Raw genomic sequence first — 19,686 nt, forward strand, 5'->3', positions numbered from 1 at the left:
AGATTGTTGCCATGCTCGACTCCCAGCAAATCCTTGAAGCGGCCGCCCGCCTGGACCGCGCCGAACACAGCCGTGAACAAGTGCGTCAGTTTTCCCTCGACTACCCGGACATCACGCTCGAGGACGCCTATGCGATCCAGCGCGCCTGGGTCGCCCAGAAGATCAAGGACGGGCGCACCTTGAAAGGCCACAAGATCGGCCTGACCTCGCGGGCCATGCAGGTGTCGTCGAACATCACCGAACCCGACTACGGCGCGCTGCTCGATGACATGTTTTTCGACGAAGGCAGCGACATCCCCTTCGATCGCTTCATCGTGCCAAGGGTGGAAGTGGAGCTGGCTTTCATCCTCGGCAAGCCCCTCAAAGGCCCGAACTGCACAGTGTTCGATGTACTCGACGCCACCGAATGGGTGATCCCGGCGCTGGAGATCATCGATGCCCGCATCCAGCAGGTCGACCCGCAGACCCGCGCGACCCGCAAGGTGTTCGACACCATCTCCGACAACGCCGCGAATGCCGGTGTGGTGCTGGGCGGTCGCGCCGTGCGCCCCACCGAGATCGACCTGCGCAAAGTGCCGGCGGTGCTGTACCGCAATGGAGTGATCGAGGAGTCCGGCGTCTCCGCGGCGGTGCTCAACCACCCGGCCAAGGGCGTAGCTTGGCTGGCCAACAAACTGGCGCCGTATGACGTCACGTTGCTGCCGGGGCAAGTCATCCTCGGTGGCTCCTTTACCCGGCCGGTGGCGGCCAACCCTGGCGATACCTTTCATGTCGACTACGACCTGCTCGGGTCGATTGCCTGTCGTTTCGTCTAAGCCCTGGAGGATTGCCATGGACATGCCCGTCAACCGCTTCAAACAACGCTTGCTCAACGGCGAAGTACAGATCGGCCTATGGCTCGGCCTTGCACACGCCTACTGCGCGGAACTGGCCGCCAACGCCGGTTTCGACTGGCTGTTGATCGACGGCGAACATGCACCCAATGACTTGCAAGGCCTGCTCGGGCAGTTGCAGGCCGTGGCGCCCTACCCCAGCCAGGCGCTGATTCGCCCGGTAATCGGCGACAGCGCGCTGATCAAGCAACTGCTGGATATCGGCGCCCAGACCTTGTTGGTGCCGATGGTGGAAAGCGCCGCCCAAGCCCACGATCTGGTGCGCGCCATGCGTTATCCACCTGCGGGTATCCGTGGCGTCGGCAGTGCCTTGGCCCGCGCTTCGCGCTGGAACAGCATTTCCGGATACCTCGACCAGGCCGATGAGCAGATGTGCCTGCTGGTGCAGATTGAAAATCGCGAAGGCTTGGCCAATCTGGAGGCCATAACAGCGGTCGACGGCGTCGACGGGGTGTTCATCGGGCCGGCAGATTTGAGTGCGTCCATGGGACATCGAGGTAATCCCGGGCATCCCGACGTGCAGGCGGCGATAGAAACCGCCATCCGGCGCATCGTGCAGTCGGGCAAGGCGGCAGGCATCTTGAGTGCCGATGAAACGCTTGCTCGACGCTATATCGAACTGGGTGCAACGTTTGTGGCAGTGGGCGTGGATACCACGGTGTTGATGCGCGGGCTGCAGGCCCTGGCAGGGAAGTTCAAGGGTAGTCCAGAGCCTGCAACCACTGGTGGGGTGTACTGAAATCGCACGTTCGGATTTGGCGGTGACTCAGCGCTTGATGTTCTTCAAATCTTCCAGCAGGCCCAGCAGGGCCTCGAACTTCTCTTCGCCCAACTGATCCTGCAAGCGCTGGTAGTTGGCTTCCATGCAATGGCTCATCGACTCGAAACTCGCCCTGCCCTTGTCGGCCAGCGTCACCAACACGCGGCGCTGGTCCTGCTCGGCTTTACGTCGGTGCACCATGCCGGCGGCTTCCATGCGCACCAGCACGCCGGTCATGCTCGGCTTGAGGATGCAGGCCAGTTCCGCCAACTGGTAAATCTCCAGCTCACCGTACTGTTCAAGGATGCGGATGATCCGCCATTGCTGTTCGGTCAGGCCGTGTTCATTCAACGACGGGCGGAAGAAACTCATTGCGGCTTCGCGGGCTTGCAGCAGGGTCAAGGTCAGGGACTGGCGAGGTTTGGACATAGGGATCAGGGTCACGAGGTATTTAGTTAATAATTTAACGAAACTCTAGCATTCCCTGCCAGTGAGAGCGCTATAACTTGTTGAGCGCACTGCCCATGGCGCTCTGAATCAAATGCACGGGCACGCAGCGTCAAGACTTCCATCCCGTCAGGGCCCTTAATGGAGGCATCCGCTTCAGAGCCTTCCTTCACCTTTTCAGGCTGCGCCATGATCAACATCGAAACTCCCACGTATTACACCGCCACCAAGAAATACAACCTCAGTTTCCCCACCCTGGAACAGGACATCGAAGCCGATGTGGTGGTGATCGGCGGCGGTTTTTCCGGCATCAACACGGCCCTGGAACTGGCGGAAAAAGGCATCACTGACATTGTGGTGCTGGAGGCACGCTACCTGGGCTTTGGCGGCACCGGCCGCAACGGCGGGCAGATCATGGCCGGTATCGGCCATGACTTGGAGAAGATCAAGAAGGACGTCGGCGAGGACGGCCTGCGCCAGGTGTTCGAGATCAGCGACCTGGGCGCCGACATCATCAAGAACCGCATCGCCAAGTACAACATCGATGCAGACTTCTGCCACGGCTACGGCTACATGGGCTTCAACGCCCGCCAGGAAAAAACCCTGCGCGCCTGGGAAAAAGACTTCAAATCGATCAACAGCCAGCACGAAATCCGCTTTCTCGGCGGCAGCGATGTGCAGCAGATCATCGGCTCCAACGCCTATACCAGCGCCCTACTGCACATGGGCGGCGGGCATGTGCACTCGCTGAACCTGCTGCTGGGCGAAGCCACCGCCCTGGCCAGCCACGGCGTACGGATTTTCGAGAACAGCCCCGCGCTGGAAGTCAGTTACGGCGAGCGCATCACCGTGCGTACCGGGCGCGGCTCGGTGCGCGCCAGCAAGTTGTTGTGGGCCTGCGACAGCTTCCTCAACAAACTCGAACCGGAGCTGCACCGCTCGACCATCAACACCTACGCGTTCCAGATGATGACCGAGCCGTTGTCCGAAGAGCTGATCCAGCGCATCAGCCCGATTCGCGGAGCCTACAGCGACATTCGCCCGGTGATCGATTACTACCGCGTGACCAACGAGAACCGCCTGCTGTTCGGCGCCGCGACGCCTCTGGTGGAGCATATTCCCGGCGACCTCAAGGCCTGGAACCGCCACCTGATGCTGAAGATTTTCCCCTACCTCAAAGACGTAAAGATCGACCTGGCCTGGGGCGGCCCGATGGCGTGCAGCCCCAATCTGTTCCCGCAGATCGGCACCCTGCCGGGCCGCAGCAATGCGTTTTTCGTGCAGGGCTACTCAGGCTTTGGCGTGACCCCCAGCCACATCATCTGCAAGGTCCTGGCCGAAGGCATGAGCGAAGGCTCGGCGCGCTATGACCTGGTCAGCTCCATTCATCGCCCGACCATTATCGGCAAGGACGCCATCCGCCCGTTGCTGCTGACGGCGGGCAAATCCTGGCACCAACTGTCCGGTTACTGGAACGGGCGCCGCTAATCCCCTTTACTCATCAGGAGCAACTGCCATGACGCTTATCACCCTCAAGCACAACGTCCAGCTGTCGGAACTCGACGCCTGGGGCACCGTGGCCGACCTCGGCTCGCAGATTCTCGAAGGCGAAGTGCGCGCCTTCGGCAAGATGACGTTTGGCGCGCCCACCGACCCCGTCAGCAGCGCCTATTTCGGCACGACCCAAGGCAAGTTCCGCATGGTCTACCCGTTCGCCGAACAAGCCACCATCGTGACTGGCGAAGTGGTGCTGACCGATGAATCCACCGGCCAGTCCGCACGCTACAAAGCCGGTGACAGCTGGTTCGTGACCAAGGGCACGCCGGTGTTGTGGGAAGTGGTCAGTGAAAGTTTCGTCAAACACTACTTCGCCGTCGCGTAAGGAAGCGTTGTCATGACGAATTCTCCGGATTGGATCACCGTGGGCGCCCTGGCCGACGGTTTCGCCCCGCAAGCTTTTATCCTGCCGAACCTGGCCGAGCTGGCCGGCCAGACGTTCACCCTGCACTTCGCCAATGGCTGGCAGATCGAGCACCGTTTCGAGCAGGAGCGCCTGGCCTGGCACGCCGCCGATGGCCACTCCAGCGGCAGCGCGCCTTATCGGGCCACCTCGATCCGCCCAGGGCTGTACCTGGTGGACTTCATCAAGCACGAAGCCGGGCAAAGCTGGTCGATCAGCCTGGTGCTGGATGTACCGGCAGCGTCATTCACTGCCGTGATCGGCAACCTGCCAAGCCAACAGGAGACCCACGAGGGCCTTTACCATCGGGCCCTGGCCGGCAAGCCGCTGACCTCGGTGCAGGTTGACTTCCTTCACGGCAGCCTCGACCGTCCCTGGCAGGACGGCCATTGCCTGCACGCCCCCACCGACGAACTGGTGGGCCTGCGCAATCAGTATCGCTACAGCCCCAGCGAGGTCTACGAGCATATCTACCTCAACCAGCGCTTCTACGCGTGGCAATGCCTCAAAGGCGTGGAACAGGGCTTGTGCGACACCGACCGTTGCCATTACTACAAAATCGCCGAGCAGTTGTACCTGTTTGTATGGCAGGAGAAGATCGTGCCCACCCTCGGCCTGGTGCTGATTGACCTGCAACAGCACCGCAGCGACGGCAAGATCTTCGGCTATGCCGGGGCGTCGTTCGATGCGCTGTCGAACTTCCCGATCAGCTCGTACTGCCAGGTGCTCAACCGCACGGAGTACCCTCGTGACTGAGCGGCGCACGGTGCTGATCACCGGGGCCGGCACCGGTATCGGTGCCGCATGCGCACGGATGTATGCCGAGGAAGACGCGCGTCTGGTGCTGGTCGGCCGGCGTCGGGAGCCGCTGGAGCAGGTGGCGCGCGAAACCGGTGGGCTGATCCTGGTGGGCGACGCTGCCTGCCCGGACACCTGGGACGGCTTTATCCGCCAGATCCGTGAACATTACGGCCGCCTCGATGTGCTGCTGGCCTGTGCCGGTGGCCATGGCCTCGGCAGCGCGACCCACACCAGTCCCGCCACCTGGGCAGACGCCCTGCGCAGCAATCTCGACAGCGCGTTCTACAGTGCCCGCGCCTGTTTGCCGCTGCTGCAGGCAAGTGCGGGCAACATCGTACTGATCGGTTCCATCGCCTCGCTGGCAGCGGGGCCTGAAGTGTGCGGCTACACCACGGCCAAACATGCGTTACTCGGGCTGAACCGCTCCCTTGCGCGCGATTACGGGCCACACGGTGTACGGGTGAACGCGGTGTGCCCGGGCTGGGTTCACACGCCCATGGCCGATGCGGAGATGCTGCCGTTGATGGACGCTTATGGCGAGACCTTGCCGCAGGCCTATGCGCGCGTGTGCGCCGACGTGCCTTTGCGGCGTGCCGCCCAGCCAGAAGAGATCGCCAAGGTGTGCCGCTTCCTGGCATCCGGCGATGCCTCGATCATGACCGGCGCCACAGTGGTGGCCGACGGTGGTTCAAGCATCGTGGACGTCCCCACTCTGGCCTTCGCACACCTGGAGACCCACCATGAATGACCTGCAATTCAGTGGGCGCGTGGTGTTGGTCACCGGCGGTGCCCAAGGCATCGGGCGCGGCATCGTCGAGGCATTTGCCCAGCGTGGCGCACGGGTGGTGATTGCCGACCGCCTGTTGGCGCAGGCCCAGGCAGTAGCTGCAGCGTTGTGCGCGCAGGGTTATTACGTCGAAGCGCTGGGTGTGGACCTGGCAGAGGCCGAGGCGGTATTCGATTGCGTCAAAGGACTGCCTCGGCTGGATACCGTGGTGCACAACGCGGGGTATTTTCCATTGACCGCTTTGCAAGACATCACCCCGGCGCTGCTGCAGCGCACTTTGGCGGTCAACCTGTCGGCGCTGTTCTGGCTGACCCAGGCGGCGTTGCCGATGTTCCGCGCACAAGGCCAGGGCTGCGTGCTGGTAACGTCGTCCGTCACCGGCAACCGGGTCGGCTACCCAGGGCTGAGTCATTACGCGGCATCCAAGGCCGGGGTCAACGGGTTTATCCGCAATGCGGCGCTGGAGCTGGCGCCGCTGAATGTGCGGATCAACGGCGTGGAGCCCGGCGTGATCGCCACCCCGGCGATGGGCAATCTGGGTGACGCCTCGCTGACCGACAGCATCGCCAGCCGCGTGCCCCTGGGGCGGTTGGGCGCGGCGGCGGATATCGCGGGGGCCATGCTGTTTCTCGCATCGGACCTGGCCAGTTACATCACCGGACAAACCCTGGTGGTAGACGGCGGGTCTACCCTGCCTGAAATCTGAAACCCGATTCAAATGAGGGAGGGGCTCGCTCCCGATAGCGATGGGTCAGCTACAGATGTATCAACTGACCCAGCCTCATCGGGAGCAGGCGCCCTCCCACATCAAGCCTGCAACCGGCTCGACCGGAAATCCTTCGGCGACACCTCGAACTGCTTCTTGAACGACCGGCTGAAGTGGGCCGAATCGGTAAAGCCCCACTTGTAGGCAATCGAGGTGATCGACTCACTGCGCAGGAACGGGTTGGTCAAGTCATCCGCGCTGCGCATGAGCCGCGCCCGCTGGATATAACGGCAGACGCTGTCGTCCTGCTCTTCAAACAACCGGTAAAGCTGGCGCACTGAAATGTTGAGCCGGTTGGCCAGGCCGATCGGGCTCAGGCCCGGCTGGCTGAGTGACTCATCAATCACCTTCTGCACATAGCTACGCAGGTTATTGCCCTGCAGCGCCGCCACGCCTTCGCAGCACTTATCGCCCTGCTCCAGGGCCGAGCCCAGCAGTGAGACGAACGCCGCTTGCAGCGCCTCGACCTCACCTGCGCCATCTTCGGTGTCGTCCTTGCACAGTTGGTCCATCAGCACGTGCAGCATGCGCCCACAGGCCTTGGTCGAGGATATCTTGCCGAAGGCGCGGGCTTCACCGCCCACGTGCTTGCACACCTCGGCGCGTGCGAGGGACAGCGAGGCATGTTCAATCAGGCCGAAGGGGGTGATTTCGATGGAGCCTACCGAGTCCATCAGCAGCATCTCGCCGGGGGCCAGTTGCAGAGTCTGGCCGTTCTGTACGATCTGCGAGTAACCGCTGCGCTGGCTGATCAGGAAACACGCCTGGTCGTCGTCATGGTCGGCATGGTGCGACGCACGCTTGATCAGCCCGGCATTGGTGCGCAGGATGGCCAGGCCGCGCGGGAGGTTGTGGATCTCGCCGATGAACAACGAGCGGTTGAAGGCCAGTTCGGTATCGAAGTGACCGCACGCGGCGCGCAGTTCGCTATTCCAGCTGTCGAGCCCGTTGTGTGCATGCTGTGGGATGCTCATGGGGTATCTCCGCAATGGCTTCTTTTTGTTGTTCTGGCGCAATAGTTAACATGTTATCTATATGCACGCAACAACTACCTGTTTGCCATTGCAGAAGCACTATTGATGCCAATCAGAGCGTCGATAACACGCGTTGCAACCCGGCCAACGTCGCGAGTAAATGTTCGCGCTGCACAGGGCTCAAGGCGATATAACGACGAAACGCCGGCATTCGATTAACCACTTCACTGCCGCCCATATGCTCCAGCCGTACGCTCCATTGCCGGTCTTGCAGCTCAAACCGCAAGCGCTTGAAATCCAGTGGCATCAGGGCCTGTAAAAGCACGTCGTCGGCCTGCAACCGCGCCTGCAATTCACGGCCCAGCGCCGGATTACCGGAGCGGCATCGTACGCGAATGCCATTGCGCCGGATCGCGCCGCCATGGTGCACCTCGAAACGCCCCGTGCCTCCTGCCGAAGCAGGTACCTGTAGAAGAAATTCGGTCATGACCAGGTGCATCAACAGCTGCGACTCGGTGCGCTCGACGATCTCAAACGCAAAGCCATTCACTTGGAGTGTCGCCAGCCCGAGATTGCGCCGCAAATGCGCCAGGGTGACTCCTGGCCGATACCCTGTCGGGGGGCGGTCGGCGCGTAACAGCTCAAACAGTTTTTGCCGCAAAGTCGCTATAACCATCACGCAGATGCCCCGGTTCGTTGCTGAATTCCTTGGCCAGTACCTCCTCCACGGAGGCCGGTTTGAAGGGATTGACCTTCTGCACCACCAGGGTCCAGAACAATGCATACGCCGCGGTCACGCCGAGCATCACGCCGAACGGCACATAGATATCGGCCGGGTGCATGCCTGGCGGTGTGATAAACCACATGCCCAACAGGATGCCGAAACTCGATACGATCTGCGGCAGCGGAAACCATGGCGAGCGGTAGGCCCGGGGCAAATCCGGGCGACGGATGCGCAGGATCACCACCGACACCGTCACCAGCAGGTAGGCAAAGCTCCACGCACACACCGCCGCCAGCACCAGGTGCATGATGTTGTCGGTGTTGCCACCCAGGTAAAGCGCGTGCAGGCAAGGGATCAGCATTGCCACGAGGATGCACAGCAGCGGCGTCTTGAAACGCGGATGCAGGTAGGTAAAGACCCTGGGCAGTGCGCCGTCCACTGCCATGCCGTAGAGAATGCGAGGCACACCGGCCATCAGGGTGTTGATGGTCGCCGCCCCGGCAAACAGAAAGCCGATGCCCAGCCACAGAGGGCCGACGTGTCCCATCACCTGCTCGGCAAATTTGGGGATCGCCATCGGCGTGTCCAGCAGGTGCACACCGGACGCGGCATCCAACACTACGTTTTCTACCTGGCGCTTCATCGCCGCGCCATAAATGAACATGCACATGGCCACGCCTGACAACCCGAGCATCATCGCGCGCGGCATCACCTTGGCCGATTGGCGCAGGTCCGGCGCCAACGGCGTGACGAACTCGCAGCCGACGAACATGAACATCGCCAGACCCACCAGCGACAGCACAGTGATCAGGTCGGTGCCCACCAGCGACGCACCGAACCAGCCATCCAACTGCACCGCCGGCGCGGCGATCAGGCCGAGCACGCCGAACACCATCAGGGTGGTCCACATGCCAAAGGTCAGGATGATTTCCGCACGGCCGAACGCGCTGACGCCAAAGGCATTCAGCACGCCGAAGACCACCACGAAGCCCACGCCGAGCAACCACGAACCGCCGGCGGATTCGGCCAGGGTATTGAGGTGTTCGAAGTTCACCAGGGCCATGACCCCTGAGAGGATGGTTTCGGCGGTGCCGGCAAACACATGCACGATCAGGTAGGCCGACAAGGTCCCGGTGATCGCAAAAAAACGCCCCATGCCGCAGTTGATGTAGTCGTACACCGAACCCGTGGTGGGCAGCAGGGAGGCGGCTTCGGCGAAGGTGCTCGCCTGGGCCAGCATCATCACCACGGCGATCAGCATCGCCAGGGCAAACGCACTGCCGCCGATGCCGAAGCCCATGGTGGCGGTGAGTATCACAGGGCTTGCCATGATCAGGCCGATGGTGCTGGCCAACGCGGTGGGGAAACCTACCGTACCCCGATTGAGGTGTGCGGTGAGTAGGTCGTTGCTCGACATGGTGGGGCCCTCGAAAAGGTTTTTTTTAATGTATCGGCACTCTGCGCCCCACCCGAGTTGCTCGTCTTGCCCCTGTGTGCCGCTGGTTTTGTTGCTCCCTGCCACAACGTGCCGGCTGGCGGCCTGGGTCAATTCCCTGGCACGCAGAGGAAAGACTTGGCTACTCGCCGCTCCCCCTAATGCGCCCTCACTCTCAACCAAGCATAAGGGCAATAATAATGGAGCACACACTGAAGAATCGTCGCCTGCGCCAGGCGGTCGTGCTGGGTATCAGCCTGCTGGCGGGCAAAGCCTGCGCCATCGAGTTGTACGCCGACGCCGACACCAAGGTCACAGGCAATTTCCTTGCCGTGTACGGCATGTTCAACAGCCCGAAGAACTACGATGGACGCAGCGGGGGTTCCACCTGGCGTGAGGCCTTCATCAAGTATGGCCTGAGCGTGGACCAGAGCCTGGGCAGCTTTGGCGGCATGTATGGCACCGCCAACCTGGTGAGTTCCGGGACCTGGGGCGACGGCGATGCATCCGGGGTCACCACCGGCAAGGAACGCACCACCAAGTTTGACGAAGCCTTTGCCGGTTGGCGCTCCGGCGACCTGTTCACAGCCTTGGGCAAAGACGGCGTGGACCTGTCATTCGGCCGACAGATCATCACCCTGGGCGACGGTTTTATCGTCAACGACGACGGGCCCAACCTGGGCAAGGGCGTGGGTGATGGTGAATTCAACCGAGGCGGCGCCTACTACATTGCGGCGCGACATGCCTTCGACAAAACCGCGGTGATCCGCCTGGGCGGCAAGGATGGCGTGCATGGCAGCCTGATGTGGATCAAGTCCGACAACCCCGCCCAGGCCATGACCGAAATGGCCGCAGGCACCCTGGAATACAGCACCGCGCCGGGCACCCTGGGGCTCACCTATCTTCACGGCATCGATGTGGATGAGCGCTTCGCCAGCGAGGTACAACGCCAACGCAAAGGCATGAACCTGTACAGCCTGCGCGGCACCGGCAATGCCGGCATCGACAATGCACACTTCGCCTTTGAACTGGCCCGCCAGGACCGCCGCGACAGTCAGCAAAACGCCGGCTACGCCGAAGCCGGCTATACCTTCACCAACCTGCCGTGGTCACCCGACCTGACGTACCGCTACGCACGTTACTCGAAAAACTGGGACGGTATGTTCTCGGGCTTCAACCGTGGCTACGGCACCTGGGTGCAGGGCGAAGTAGCAGGCAACTATTCCGGGCCGTACAACACCAATACGGCAGTGCAACACGTGGCGCTCAAGGTCAAGCCGCTGGACAACGTCACCCTCGGCGCACTGTTTTTCGACTACAGCACCGTCAGCACCCGCGGCCAACTCAACCTGGATGGCCGCGAGCTGGACCTGTACGCCGAGTGGGCAGTGAACGAGCACCTGATCATCACCCCACTGCTGGGCCTGTACAAACCCGACAAGGCGGCAGAGACCGGCGGCAACCAGGTTGGTGGCAACGGTACCAATGTCTACAGTCAGTTAGTGGTTGCCGTACCCTTCTGAACCACCTCGGGCGCACACGGATGCAGCGCCCGCACCTCTGCGTAGGCACCTTGATGATAGACCAGCGGCGCACGGCCGAAGTCGTCGAAGGCCACCACCTTGCCGATCATGATCCAGTGGTCGCCGCCGTCCACCTGCTGGTATTTCTCACAGTGGAAACGTGCGCAGCAATCAGCGAACACCGGCGAGCCGCCTTCCCCGGGCTCGTACTCGATCAGGGCAAAACGGTCCTCGCGCGGGCGCGCAAAGTTATTGGACAGATGCACCTGGTCAGCCGCCAGCACGTTCACCGCAAAGTGGCTGGCTTCCTCGAACACTTCATGGCTATTGGAACGTTTGTCGATGCTCCAGAGCACCAGCGGCGGGTCGAGGGACACCGAATTGAAACTGTTGGCAGTCACGCCGACCTTGCGCCCGGAGGCGGTGGCGGCGGTGACCACGGTCACACCCGTGGCGAAGTTGCCCAAGGCGCGGCGAAAGGCCCGTGGGTCGAAAAGGCGGCTATCAGACATGCAAGACTCCCGGGCGGCCCCGTGGGCGCGCCCTGATTGTTATTAGGAAAGAACGCGTCACACCATGCTCGGGTCCGGCTCAAGCCCCATCAGCTCGCGGCCCAGGATTTGCGCGCAGACATCGTAATCGGTATAGGCATGGGCACCGGTCATATGGGAGTCGCGGAACAGGCGCTGCATTTCGTTGTGCTCGAACCAGGCATTACCGCCTGCTGCGGCGAACAGGCGATCGACTGCCTCGATGCACATTTTGGTCGCATAGGCCTGGTTGGTGCGCCAGAACGCCAGGGTTTCGCGGCTGGGATAGCGTTGCGCTGCGCTATGTTCGGCGTGGTCCTGCCAGGTTTTTTCAAGGAAGGCGCGGGCAGCGGCCACCTGGTGCGTGGATTCGGCCAGGCGCATCAACGCCGGGGTTGCGGCGCCTACGGCGGCACCGGTGTAGGCGCGCACGCGATGTCTGGTTTTTTCACGGAACACTTCCAGCATGCGCTCGGCTACGCCGAGGCTGACGGTGGAAAAACCACTGGCGAAGTATGGCCGATACGGCGCGTAGAAAATCTGACTGTCGGGGTAGAGGCCAAAACCTGCGGATTTGCCTTCCATCATGTCCTTGGCCTTTTGGATACGGTGCTCGGGCACCCAGGCGTTGTCGATGAGCAAGGTCTTGGTGCCGCTGCCTTTCATACCGGCGGCGTGCCAGTCATCACGGATCTGGTAGTCGCTGCGCGGCAGTACCGCGAAGCAGTAATCCTGGCTGCCTTCGGCGTTCTGGCGGCGGCAGCCGACAATCGCCCACTCGCTATGGTCACAGCCACTGCTCCAGCCCATCTCACCGCTGAAATACACGCCGCCCTCACCCTCCGTCACCTGCCCGAACGGCGCGATACTGCTGCTGGCCGTGGCGTCCGGGTTCTCGCCCCAGATCTCCTGCTGCAACTTCGCCGAGAACAGCGCCAGTTGGTGACTGTGGGTGCACAGCAAGCTCATGGCCCAAGCGGTGCTGGCGCAACTGCCGGCGAGCAAGGCGATGCACTCGGTGAACTCGGGCAGCGAGAGTTCCAGGCCGCCAAAGGCCTTGGGCTGAAAAGCACGGTGCAGGCCGATGCTTTTGAGCAAGGCGATATTTTCATCCGGCACCTGCCGCAGTTGCTCAGCGCGTGCGGCATTCGCGGCGATGGTAGACAGGAGAGGCTTGAGGTCTTCAAGCAGCGGGTTTGGCTTTTTCATGGATGGCCCTGCTTATTATTGGAAGTCCGGCACACGCTCCGGATCGAGGAACGACGCCGGATGCAGGGCCAGTATCGACCGCTCGGCCCAGGCGGAAAATGCACGTTCCACAGGCAAGGTTGTACTTTTCACAGGCTCGGCAGGCACAGGCATGAACCCTGGCAGGCACAGTCAAGCCACCTCGATATTCCTTGGTTACCCTCGGCTTTTCTCAGTGAACTGCCAGGAAACCTGCCATGAGCGATATCCCGCTGCTGCCTCAAGTCGAAGCCTTTTTGCATCGCCGCCATGGGCTGTTCATCGATGGCATCAACGTGCCGAGCCACGCCGACCAGACGCTGGCCGTGACCAACCCTGCCACCGGCCAGGTCATCGCCGAAGTTGCCGATGCGAACCTTGCGGATATCGACGCCGCAGTCAGCTCCGCCAACCGCGGCTTTGCGCTGTGGTCACAGACCGCACCGGCGACGCGTGGCAATGTGTTGCTGAAACTCGCCGACCTGCTGGAACAGAATCGTGAAGAGCTGGCGCAGATCGAAACCTGCCAGTCAGGCAAGATCATCCAGATTGCCCGCGCCTTTGAGGTCGACCAGGCCGCGCACTTCCTGCGTTATTACGCCGGTTGGGCCACCAAGATCAGCGGCCAGACGATTACGCCATCGCTGCCTTCCTTCAATGGCGAGCGCTACACCGCCTTCACCCTGCGCGAGCCGGTGGGTGTGGTGGTGGGCATCGTGCCATGGAACTTCTCGACCATGATCGCCATCTGGAAACTCGCTTCGGCGCTGGTGACCGGCTGCAGCATCATCATCAAACCCAGCGAGTTCACACCATTGACCCTGCTGCGCATCGCCGAGCTGGCTATCGAAGCCGGGTTGCCGGCGGGCGTGCTCAACGTGCTGACGGGGAGCGGCCACGTCGGCAAGGGCCTGGTAGAGCACCCCGGCACCCACAAGGTGTCGTTCACCGGTTCGGTGCCCACCGGCATCGCCGTGGGCCGCAGCGCCATGGGGGCCGGCTTGACCCGTGCGACCCTGGAACTGGGCGGCAAAAACGCCGCTGGGTTCCTGCCTGACATGGATGTAGACAAAGCGGTAGAAGGCATCATCGAGGCAGGCTTTCTGCATTCCGGACAAATCTGCGCGGCAGCTGAACGCTTCTTCGTGCATCGCTCGCAGATCGACGCCGTACTGGAAAAGCTCAGCCGACGCCTGAGCCGCCTGACCATCGGCTCGCCCCTGGACGAACGCACCGAATTTGGCCCGGTGACCCACCGCCAGCACCAGCTCAAACTGCTCGGCTACTTCACCCAGGCCCGCGCCGAGAACAACACAATCATCCACGGCGGTACTCTCCTCGACCGCCCCGGCTGCTATGTCGAACCTACGGTGATCCTGGCCAACGGCATCAACGACACCCTGCTCAACGAAGAGACCTTCGGCCCCATCGCCACCTTCCTGCCCTACGACAGCGAAGACGAACTGCTCGCCCTGATGAACAACAGCCCTTTCGGGTTGAGCGCCAGCCTGTGGACCAACGACCTCGGCAAAGCGCTGCGCATGATCCCGGCGGTCAATGCGGGCACTGTGTGGGTGAACATGCACACCTTGCTTGACCCGGCGGTACCGTTTGGCGGCAATCGTTCTTCGGGGCTCGGCCGCGAGTTCGGCAGTGCGTTTATCGAGGATTACACAACGCTCAAATCGGTGATGCTGCGGTATTGACGGGCTTGCCGTCATGCATGGCGTCGGTTGAAAACATACCCAGTGACCAGGGGGGGCGGGCGCGGGGCCGGCCCGCTCCCTACCGGTGCCCGCTCACCTCGGGCGAAAATTCTGCAAACCGCCATCTCAATGCCAACGCCGCCGGACGCCGCACCCCATGTTCCACGGTGACCGTCCACAGCCGCTGCGCGCCCTCGAACAGGGCCACTTGCGGGCCGTCGAGGATCAACGATGTCCGTCCCGTCACTTGCAGCACGTCCCCCGACTCAAAGTCGATGAACAACAGGCCTGCCACCGGGTTCGCCTGCAGGTTGCCCAGTGTGGCGAAAAACAGGTTGCCGGCAAAGTCAGGGATGGTCAGCACGTTGCCTTCGACCCGCACAAACCCCGGGTTACCGCCTCGATGAGAAACATCCACCGAACGTTGGTCGTCCACCTCGACGTAACTCGCGACAAAGAAGGTGTCGGCATTGCGGATCATTGTTTGTGCCGCGTCATCCAGGCTGTCGAAATGCTCGGCCAACGTGCCGGGTTTGCGCACGACGCAATCAACCGGTCGCAGTTGGATGTACTTGGGGCAGTTGCCGAATGTGTGCACCACGTCGACCGAGAAACCCTCGTGATCGAGCGCCCCGACCCGGCCGTTCATGCGGTTGCGGCGGCGGGTATTGAGGTCGATACCCAGCAGGCCCACCGATGCGCCGTCTCGCAGGGCATGGCGGGCCGGGTCGCCCGGAGACGGCAGGCTGTCGATCTGTAAAGTCTGTGGGTCCGGCGAGTGGGCAAATCCCGGTGCCCCTTCAATCATCGTCGCCCAGGGGATACCTTGCCCGTCGACCACGCCCAGCATCAGATAAGGCAGCAAGGGGTAGAAATTGCGGTGCTGTTCCGGCAGGTGATCGCGAATCACCTTGGGCCCGACCACGGCCATGCGGGCGGCCACGCCAGCCAGCGCTTGCAGGTGCCGTTCGCCGGCATGCCAGGGTGTTTGTTCGATGGAGTTCATGGCGAGCACCTCATAATGAATGCCCCGATACTGCACCCTGCCCACCGGCGCGAGAATAACCACGCCCGGCAATCCACTATTACGCCAACTGAAATGCCGGATGCTCACGCAGCGCCGCTACGCAGTGGTCGACAAAACTGCGCACGCGCAGTGAGGCATGGCGCCCTTCGCGATACACCACCTGCACGGGCAACGCCGGCCGCTCATAGGCGGGCAACACCCGGCACAATTGCCCCTTAAGCAGGTAATCATGCACCGGGTAACTCAGGCAGCGGATCAGCCCCGCGCCGCCGACGGCCGCATTGATCGCGCCTTGCACTGTAGAACAGACCAAGCGCGCACGGGCCTTGAGCAAATAATCCTGAAACTCCCAATACAGCGGGTCGGCGTTGGCGATCAGCTGATGTTGCTTGAGGTCAGCCGGATGCCCGGGCTCGCCGTGGGCCGCGAGGTACTCGGGGCTGGCGCAGAGGATAGGTCGCACCTGCCCCACCGGCCGCGCGATCAGCGACGAATCAGGCAACTTGCCCATCAGTATCGCCACGTCCACGCCCTCTTCATGCAGGTTCACAAGATAGTCGTGGTAGTGCGCCTCCAGGCGCACGCCGGGATAACGCTCCATGTAACTGGCCAAGACCGGCGCCATCACATAGCGGCTGAACAGTAACGGCAAGAAAACCCGCAGATTGCCCTCGGCCTGCACATGCAGCCCCTTGGCCGATGCTTCGGCGGCCTCCACGGCGGCCAGCAAGCGCACGCAATCGGCCAGGTACGCGTGGCCCGCATCGGTCAAGCTGACACCCAGGGTACTGCGCAGCAGCAACGGCACGCGCAAGTGTGCTTCCAGCCGTCCCAGCGCCCGTACCAATGTCGGGCCGGACACCTGAGCAGCACGCGCCGCCGCCGCCAGGCTCGATTGCCCGGCCAGTGCGGCGAACAGTTGCATATCGCGATAACGCTGCATCAGCCGCGCCGCGTCGTCGTCGGGTTCAGGGCAATGTCCTGACCCAGACGCTGGGAAAGGAAGTCCACGAAGGTGCTGACCTTGGCCGGCACCCGCGCGCTTTTCTGGAACACCACTTGAATCGGCAACGGTGCCGGTTCGAATGCCTCCAACACAATTTCCAACTCACCCGCCGCCACCGCCGCCGCGACTTGATAGGACAGCACCCGCGTCAAACCCCAGCCCAACCGGGCCAGATTGATCGCCGCATTGTTCGCGCTCACCACCAGCCGCGGTTCGATAGGTACCGTCAGCGGCCGGCCCGCTTCGACAAACGTCCACTCGTTCACCCGTTGGCTGGCGGACGACGTGGCAATCTTGAATTCCCGCAATTGCGCTGGGTGCCCGGGTCGCCCCTGTTGATCGAGAAAGGCCGGCGCCGCACACACTACTCGGCGCACCTCGCCGACTTTAACCGCCTGTTGCCCCGGCTCGTGCAGATGACCGATACGCACCGCCACATCGACGCCCTCGTCGGGCAGGTTGACCACGCGGTCGACCAGCAACGCGTTAACCGTCACCAAGGGGAAACGGTCCAGGTAATCGCCTAGGATCGGCGCCACATACCGTTCGCCAAACAGCACCGGCGCCGTCACCGTCAGGTGTCCGCACGGGATGGAGTAACTCCCCGCCGCCGCTTCCTCGGCTTCATCGAGTTCGGCCAGTATGCGTCGACAGTCCTCCAGGTAACGCTGGCCGGCCTCGGTCAGATGCAAGCTGCGCGTGGTGCGCGAAAGCAACTGGGTGCCGATGCGCGCTTCCATCGCGGCGATAGCCCGGGTCACGCTGGGCGGGGAGGTTTTCAGGCGGCGGGCGGCAGCGGCAAAACCCTCCTCCTCGGCCACCGCCAGGAACACCTGCATTTCATGAAATCGATCCATCGGCGCCCCTTCCGGACGTTATTGGGTTTGCAAACCCGCCGCCGTGCGGGGCATGCCGACAAAACCCGGCAACGCCTCGATACTGGCGAGCCAGGCCCGCACATGAGGGTAGTCGGCCAGCGACACATTGCCTTCCGGCGCGTGGGCCACGTAGGAGTAAAACGCGATATCGGCGATGGTCGGTTGTTCGCCGACGAGAAAACGCGTCTGGTTGAGCTGCTGCTCCACCAGTTTCAGCAAGGCGTGGGAACGGGCGATGGCATTGACGGTGTCGATCTCGGCGCCAAACACCACGGCCAGGCGCGCCGACGCAGGCCCGACATGCAATTGGCCGGCGGCGGCCGACAGCCAGCGCTGTACGCGCGCCTGCCCGACAGGGTCGCCCGGCAGCCATTGGCCTTTGCCGTAGGTGGCCGCGAGATACACCAGGATCGCATTGGAATCCGCCAACACGACACCGTTGTCGTCAATCGCCAGGACTTGCCCGAAGCTGTTGACCTCAGCGAGATAAGCCGCCGTTTTGTGCGCGCCCTGCTTGAGGTCCACCAGGATGAACTCCGTCGGCAGGCCTAGCAGGGACAACATCAGCTCGACCCGATGGGAATGACCGGACAACGGGAAACCATACAGTTTAATCGCAGGCTGGGACATTGAGAGGCTCCAAAGGTTGGGGTTTAGACGCCCGCCATGTTCCACCACGATCCGAATCGTTGGAATCACCAGGATTTACAATCCAGCATTTCACCGGGTGGAACAATCCCCTAGGGCTCTCAGCGCTCCTCCAGACGGTCGCGCAAAAACCGATGGCTGACGGAAAACAACCGCCGGTAGGTGAGCAGCACCGCCCCCACCGTGCCCAACGCCGATGATGCCGCGATCAAAAACATGATCACGATCTGGTAACGCACGGCATCCAGCGGGCTCTCCCCCGCCAGCACTTGGCCGGTCATCATGCCGGGCAGGCTGACAATCCCGACCACCGTCATCTGGTTCAGCGTGGGGATCATCCCGGCTCGCACGGCCTGGCGGATCGCCTCCTGGGCGGCTTCCCAACGTGAGCCGCCCAGGGCCAGGATCATCTCGATGGTGTTGCGCCCCGACGTGAGTTCCTGGGTCATGCGCTCAATGCCCAAGGACACGCCGGTCAGGGTATTGCCCAGAATCATGCCGAGAATCGGGATCGCATACTGCGGCTCATACCACGGGTGGATGCGGATTACCGCGAACAGGCCCACCGCCGTCACCAGCCAGGAACTGCCCCATACCGACACAATGCTGTCGACCCGCTGCCCACGGTAAGTGCGTCGCCCACGGCCCGCCGCCGACATCCCGGCGATCAAGGTCATCGCGCACATCAACGGCAGCACCACGTACCAGTAGGCAAACTCGAACACCCAGCCCAACAAATAACCGATAGCCATCAACTGCACCACCGTACGCACGGCGGCCCACAGCAACTGGCGCTCCAGGCCCAGACGCAGCAGCAACGATAACGCGCCGTTGATCAGGATCAGCGAGGCGGCAATGCCCATATCCACGGCGGTGAGATTTTGATAATTCATGGCTGGGCGACTCCGTGCAGAACACCGCCGCTCATCTGCAAATGGAGGTCGCTCATGCGCCGGGCCTGGTCCAGGTCGTGGGAAACCCAGATGTAGGCGCGGGCCTTGTCGGCGGTGTACCAGGCATCGATCAGCGCTTCGACATCGCGGGACGAAGCAGGGTCGAGGGCGGCAGTCGGCTCATCCAGCAACAGCACTTCGGGGCCCAATTGCAAGGTGCGGATCAACGACACCACCTGGGATTCGCCCCCCGACAAATCGCCGGCGTTCTTGGCCAGGAAGTCCGGTTGCTTACCGGCATGTCCCAGCAACTGGGTCACGGCGTGCAGATCGAAGCGGCGCTTGCGCAGGGTTTTGAGGCTGAACGGGAAGCGCAAATTGTCCTCCACGGTACCTTCGATCAACGCCGGGCGCTGGGACAGGTAGCTGATATGGCTGCGGTAATGGGGAATCTGCGTGTTGGCAATCGGTTGGCCATTCCACAGGATCTGCCCGCTGGTGGCTGCGTCCAGCAGCGCCAGCGCGCGCAGGAACACGCTTTTGCCGGAGCCTGAGGAGCCGGTGATCGACACGCGGTCGGCGCGGTTCAACATGAAATCGGTGGGTTGCAGCAAGGTCGCCTGGCGACGTTCGTCCTGGCGCGTGAGGGCGCGGGTTTCTATCAGTGCGCTCATGGACACGGTGTTCCTCTTGATCCTGTT

The 19,686-nt window shown here is 62.4% G+C and carries 20 protein-coding genes and 1 pseudogene; 9 read left to right on the plus strand and 12 right to left on the minus strand.

Features of this window, described 5'->3' with window-relative positions:
• Window positions 1–11 precede the first annotated feature (11 nt).
• Both hpaH and hpaI read left to right on the plus strand, forming a co-directional pair.
• On the plus strand, window positions 12–815 hold the full coding sequence (gene hpaH, locus M5B97_RS14895) for a 2-oxo-hept-4-ene-1,7-dioate hydratase (RefSeq protein WP_134656687.1): 804 nt from the start codon (window positions 12–14) through the stop codon (window positions 813–815).
• A 16-nt stretch (window positions 816–831) separates the two neighbouring features.
• On the plus strand, window positions 832–1,632 hold the full coding sequence (hpaI, locus tag M5B97_RS14900; RefSeq protein WP_123716946.1) for a 4-hydroxy-2-oxoheptanedioate aldolase: 801 nt from the start codon (window positions 832–834) through the stop codon (window positions 1,630–1,632).
• Window positions 1,633–1,659: 27 nt separating this feature from the next.
• Here hpaI and hpaR read toward each other — a convergent pair whose 3' ends face one another.
• A complete protein-coding gene (gene hpaR, locus M5B97_RS14905; RefSeq protein WP_123716945.1) occupies window positions 1,660–2,082 on the minus strand; it encodes a homoprotocatechuate degradation operon regulator HpaR in 423 nt (140 codons plus the stop codon).
• A gap of 207 nt (window positions 2,083–2,289) precedes the next feature.
• Here hpaR and M5B97_RS14910 point away from each other — a divergent pair, with 207 nt between their 5' ends.
• The 5 genes from M5B97_RS14910 to M5B97_RS14930 are packed head-to-tail and all read left to right on the plus strand — an operon-like array spanning window position 2,290 to window position 6,354.
• Entirely contained in the window at window positions 2,290–3,588 is a 1,299-nt protein-coding gene (locus tag M5B97_RS14910) for an FAD-binding oxidoreductase (RefSeq protein WP_134656690.1), read from the plus strand.
• 28 nt (window positions 3,589–3,616) lie between these two features.
• Window positions 3,617–3,982, plus strand: coding sequence for a cupin domain-containing protein (locus M5B97_RS14915; protein ID WP_134656691.1), 366 nt, complete (start codon window positions 3,617–3,619; stop codon window positions 3,980–3,982).
• Window positions 3,983–3,994: 12 nt separating this feature from the next.
• Window positions 3,995–4,816: a molybdenum cofactor biosynthesis F family protein gene (locus M5B97_RS14920; protein ID WP_123716942.1), complete on the plus strand. Its 822-nt coding sequence runs from the start codon at window positions 3,995–3,997 to the stop codon at window positions 4,814–4,816.
• Window positions 4,809–5,609: an SDR family oxidoreductase gene (locus M5B97_RS14925; RefSeq protein ID WP_248731886.1), complete on the plus strand. Its 801-nt coding sequence runs from the start codon at window positions 4,809–4,811 to the stop codon at window positions 5,607–5,609. The genes M5B97_RS14920 and M5B97_RS14925 overlap by 8 nt, the downstream gene beginning before the upstream one ends.
• Entirely contained in the window at window positions 5,602–6,354 is a 753-nt protein-coding gene (locus tag M5B97_RS14930) for an SDR family oxidoreductase (protein WP_248731887.1), read from the plus strand. The genes M5B97_RS14925 and M5B97_RS14930 overlap by 8 nt, the downstream gene beginning before the upstream one ends.
• Before the next feature lie 101 nt (window positions 6,355–6,455).
• Here the strand turns inward: M5B97_RS14930 and feaR are convergent, their stop codons facing one another.
• From feaR to M5B97_RS14945, 3 genes are all read right to left on the minus strand, one after another.
• Window positions 6,456–7,388: a transcriptional regulator FeaR gene (gene feaR / locus M5B97_RS14935; protein ID WP_134656695.1), complete on the minus strand. Its 933-nt coding sequence runs from the start codon at window positions 7,386–7,388 to the stop codon at window positions 6,456–6,458.
• Between the two features lie 112 nt (window positions 7,389–7,500).
• Complete coding sequence (locus M5B97_RS14940; protein WP_248731888.1) at window positions 7,501–8,064, minus strand: DUF3156 family protein; 564 nt, start codon at window positions 8,062–8,064, stop codon at window positions 7,501–7,503.
• Window positions 8,030–9,529, minus strand: coding sequence for an APC family permease (locus tag M5B97_RS14945; protein ID WP_134656697.1), 1,500 nt, complete (start codon window positions 9,527–9,529; stop codon window positions 8,030–8,032). The genes M5B97_RS14940 and M5B97_RS14945 overlap by 35 nt, the downstream gene beginning before the upstream one ends.
• 218 nt (window positions 9,530–9,747) lie before the next feature.
• Between M5B97_RS14945 and M5B97_RS14950 the strand changes: the two genes are divergently transcribed.
• Window positions 9,748–11,070, plus strand: a complete 1,323-nt coding sequence (locus M5B97_RS14950) for an alginate export family protein (protein ID WP_248731889.1) — start codon at window positions 9,748–9,750, stop codon at window positions 11,068–11,070.
• Window positions 11,071–11,108: 38 nt separating this feature from the next.
• Here M5B97_RS14950 and M5B97_RS14955 read toward each other — a convergent pair.
• Together M5B97_RS14955 and M5B97_RS14960 are read right to left on the minus strand one after the other, a co-directional pair.
• Window positions 11,109–11,582: pseudogene (locus tag M5B97_RS14955) on the minus strand (flavin reductase family protein); the annotation flags it as partial.
• A 57-nt stretch (window positions 11,583–11,639) separates the two neighbouring features.
• Complete coding sequence (locus M5B97_RS14960) at window positions 11,640–12,809, minus strand: p-hydroxyphenylacetate 3-hydroxylase oxygenase component (RefSeq protein WP_248731890.1); 1,170 nt, start codon at window positions 12,807–12,809, stop codon at window positions 11,640–11,642.
• Between the two features lie 236 nt (window positions 12,810–13,045).
• Here M5B97_RS14960 and M5B97_RS14965 point away from each other — a divergent pair, with 236 nt between their 5' ends.
• Window positions 13,046–14,533 carry an aldehyde dehydrogenase family protein gene (locus M5B97_RS14965; RefSeq protein WP_134656702.1) on the plus strand — a complete coding sequence of 496 codons (1,488 nt, stop codon included), beginning with the start codon at window positions 13,046–13,048 and terminating at the stop codon, window positions 14,531–14,533.
• A gap of 79 nt (window positions 14,534–14,612) precedes the next feature.
• Here the strand turns inward: M5B97_RS14965 and M5B97_RS14970 are convergent, their stop codons facing one another.
• The 6 genes from M5B97_RS14970 to M5B97_RS14995 all read right to left on the minus strand — a co-directional run bounded on the left by M5B97_RS14970 (window position 14,613) and on the right by M5B97_RS14995 (window position 19,659).
• Window positions 14,613–15,539, minus strand: a complete 927-nt coding sequence (locus tag M5B97_RS14970; protein ID WP_248731891.1) for a pyridoxamine 5'-phosphate oxidase family protein — start codon at window positions 15,537–15,539, stop codon at window positions 14,613–14,615.
• 79 nt (window positions 15,540–15,618) lie between these two features.
• Complete coding sequence (locus M5B97_RS14975) at window positions 15,619–16,503, minus strand: LysR substrate-binding domain-containing protein (protein WP_248731892.1); 885 nt, start codon at window positions 16,501–16,503, stop codon at window positions 15,619–15,621.
• Entirely contained in the window at window positions 16,503–17,423 is a 921-nt protein-coding gene (locus M5B97_RS14980) for a LysR family transcriptional regulator (protein WP_248731893.1), read from the minus strand. Before M5B97_RS14980 ends, M5B97_RS14975 begins: the two co-directional genes overlap by 1 nt.
• An 18-nt stretch (window positions 17,424–17,441) precedes the next feature.
• A complete protein-coding gene (locus M5B97_RS14985; RefSeq protein WP_248731894.1) occupies window positions 17,442–18,074 on the minus strand; it encodes a glutathione S-transferase in 633 nt (210 codons plus the stop codon).
• Between the two features lie 119 nt (window positions 18,075–18,193).
• On the minus strand, window positions 18,194–18,985 hold the full coding sequence (gene fetB, locus M5B97_RS14990) for an iron export ABC transporter permease subunit FetB (protein ID WP_123716927.1): 792 nt from the start codon (window positions 18,983–18,985) through the stop codon (window positions 18,194–18,196).
• Window positions 18,982–19,659 carry an ATP-binding cassette domain-containing protein gene (locus M5B97_RS14995; protein WP_248731895.1) on the minus strand — a complete coding sequence of 226 codons (678 nt, stop codon included), beginning with the start codon at window positions 19,657–19,659 and terminating at the stop codon, window positions 18,982–18,984. The genes fetB and M5B97_RS14995 overlap by 4 nt, the downstream gene beginning before the upstream one ends.
• Window positions 19,660–19,686: the final 27 nt, after the last annotated feature.

Source organism: Pseudomonas sp. MWU13-2517, assembly GCF_023242545.1.
Classification (GTDB): domain Bacteria; phylum Pseudomonadota; class Gammaproteobacteria; order Pseudomonadales; family Pseudomonadaceae; genus Aquipseudomonas.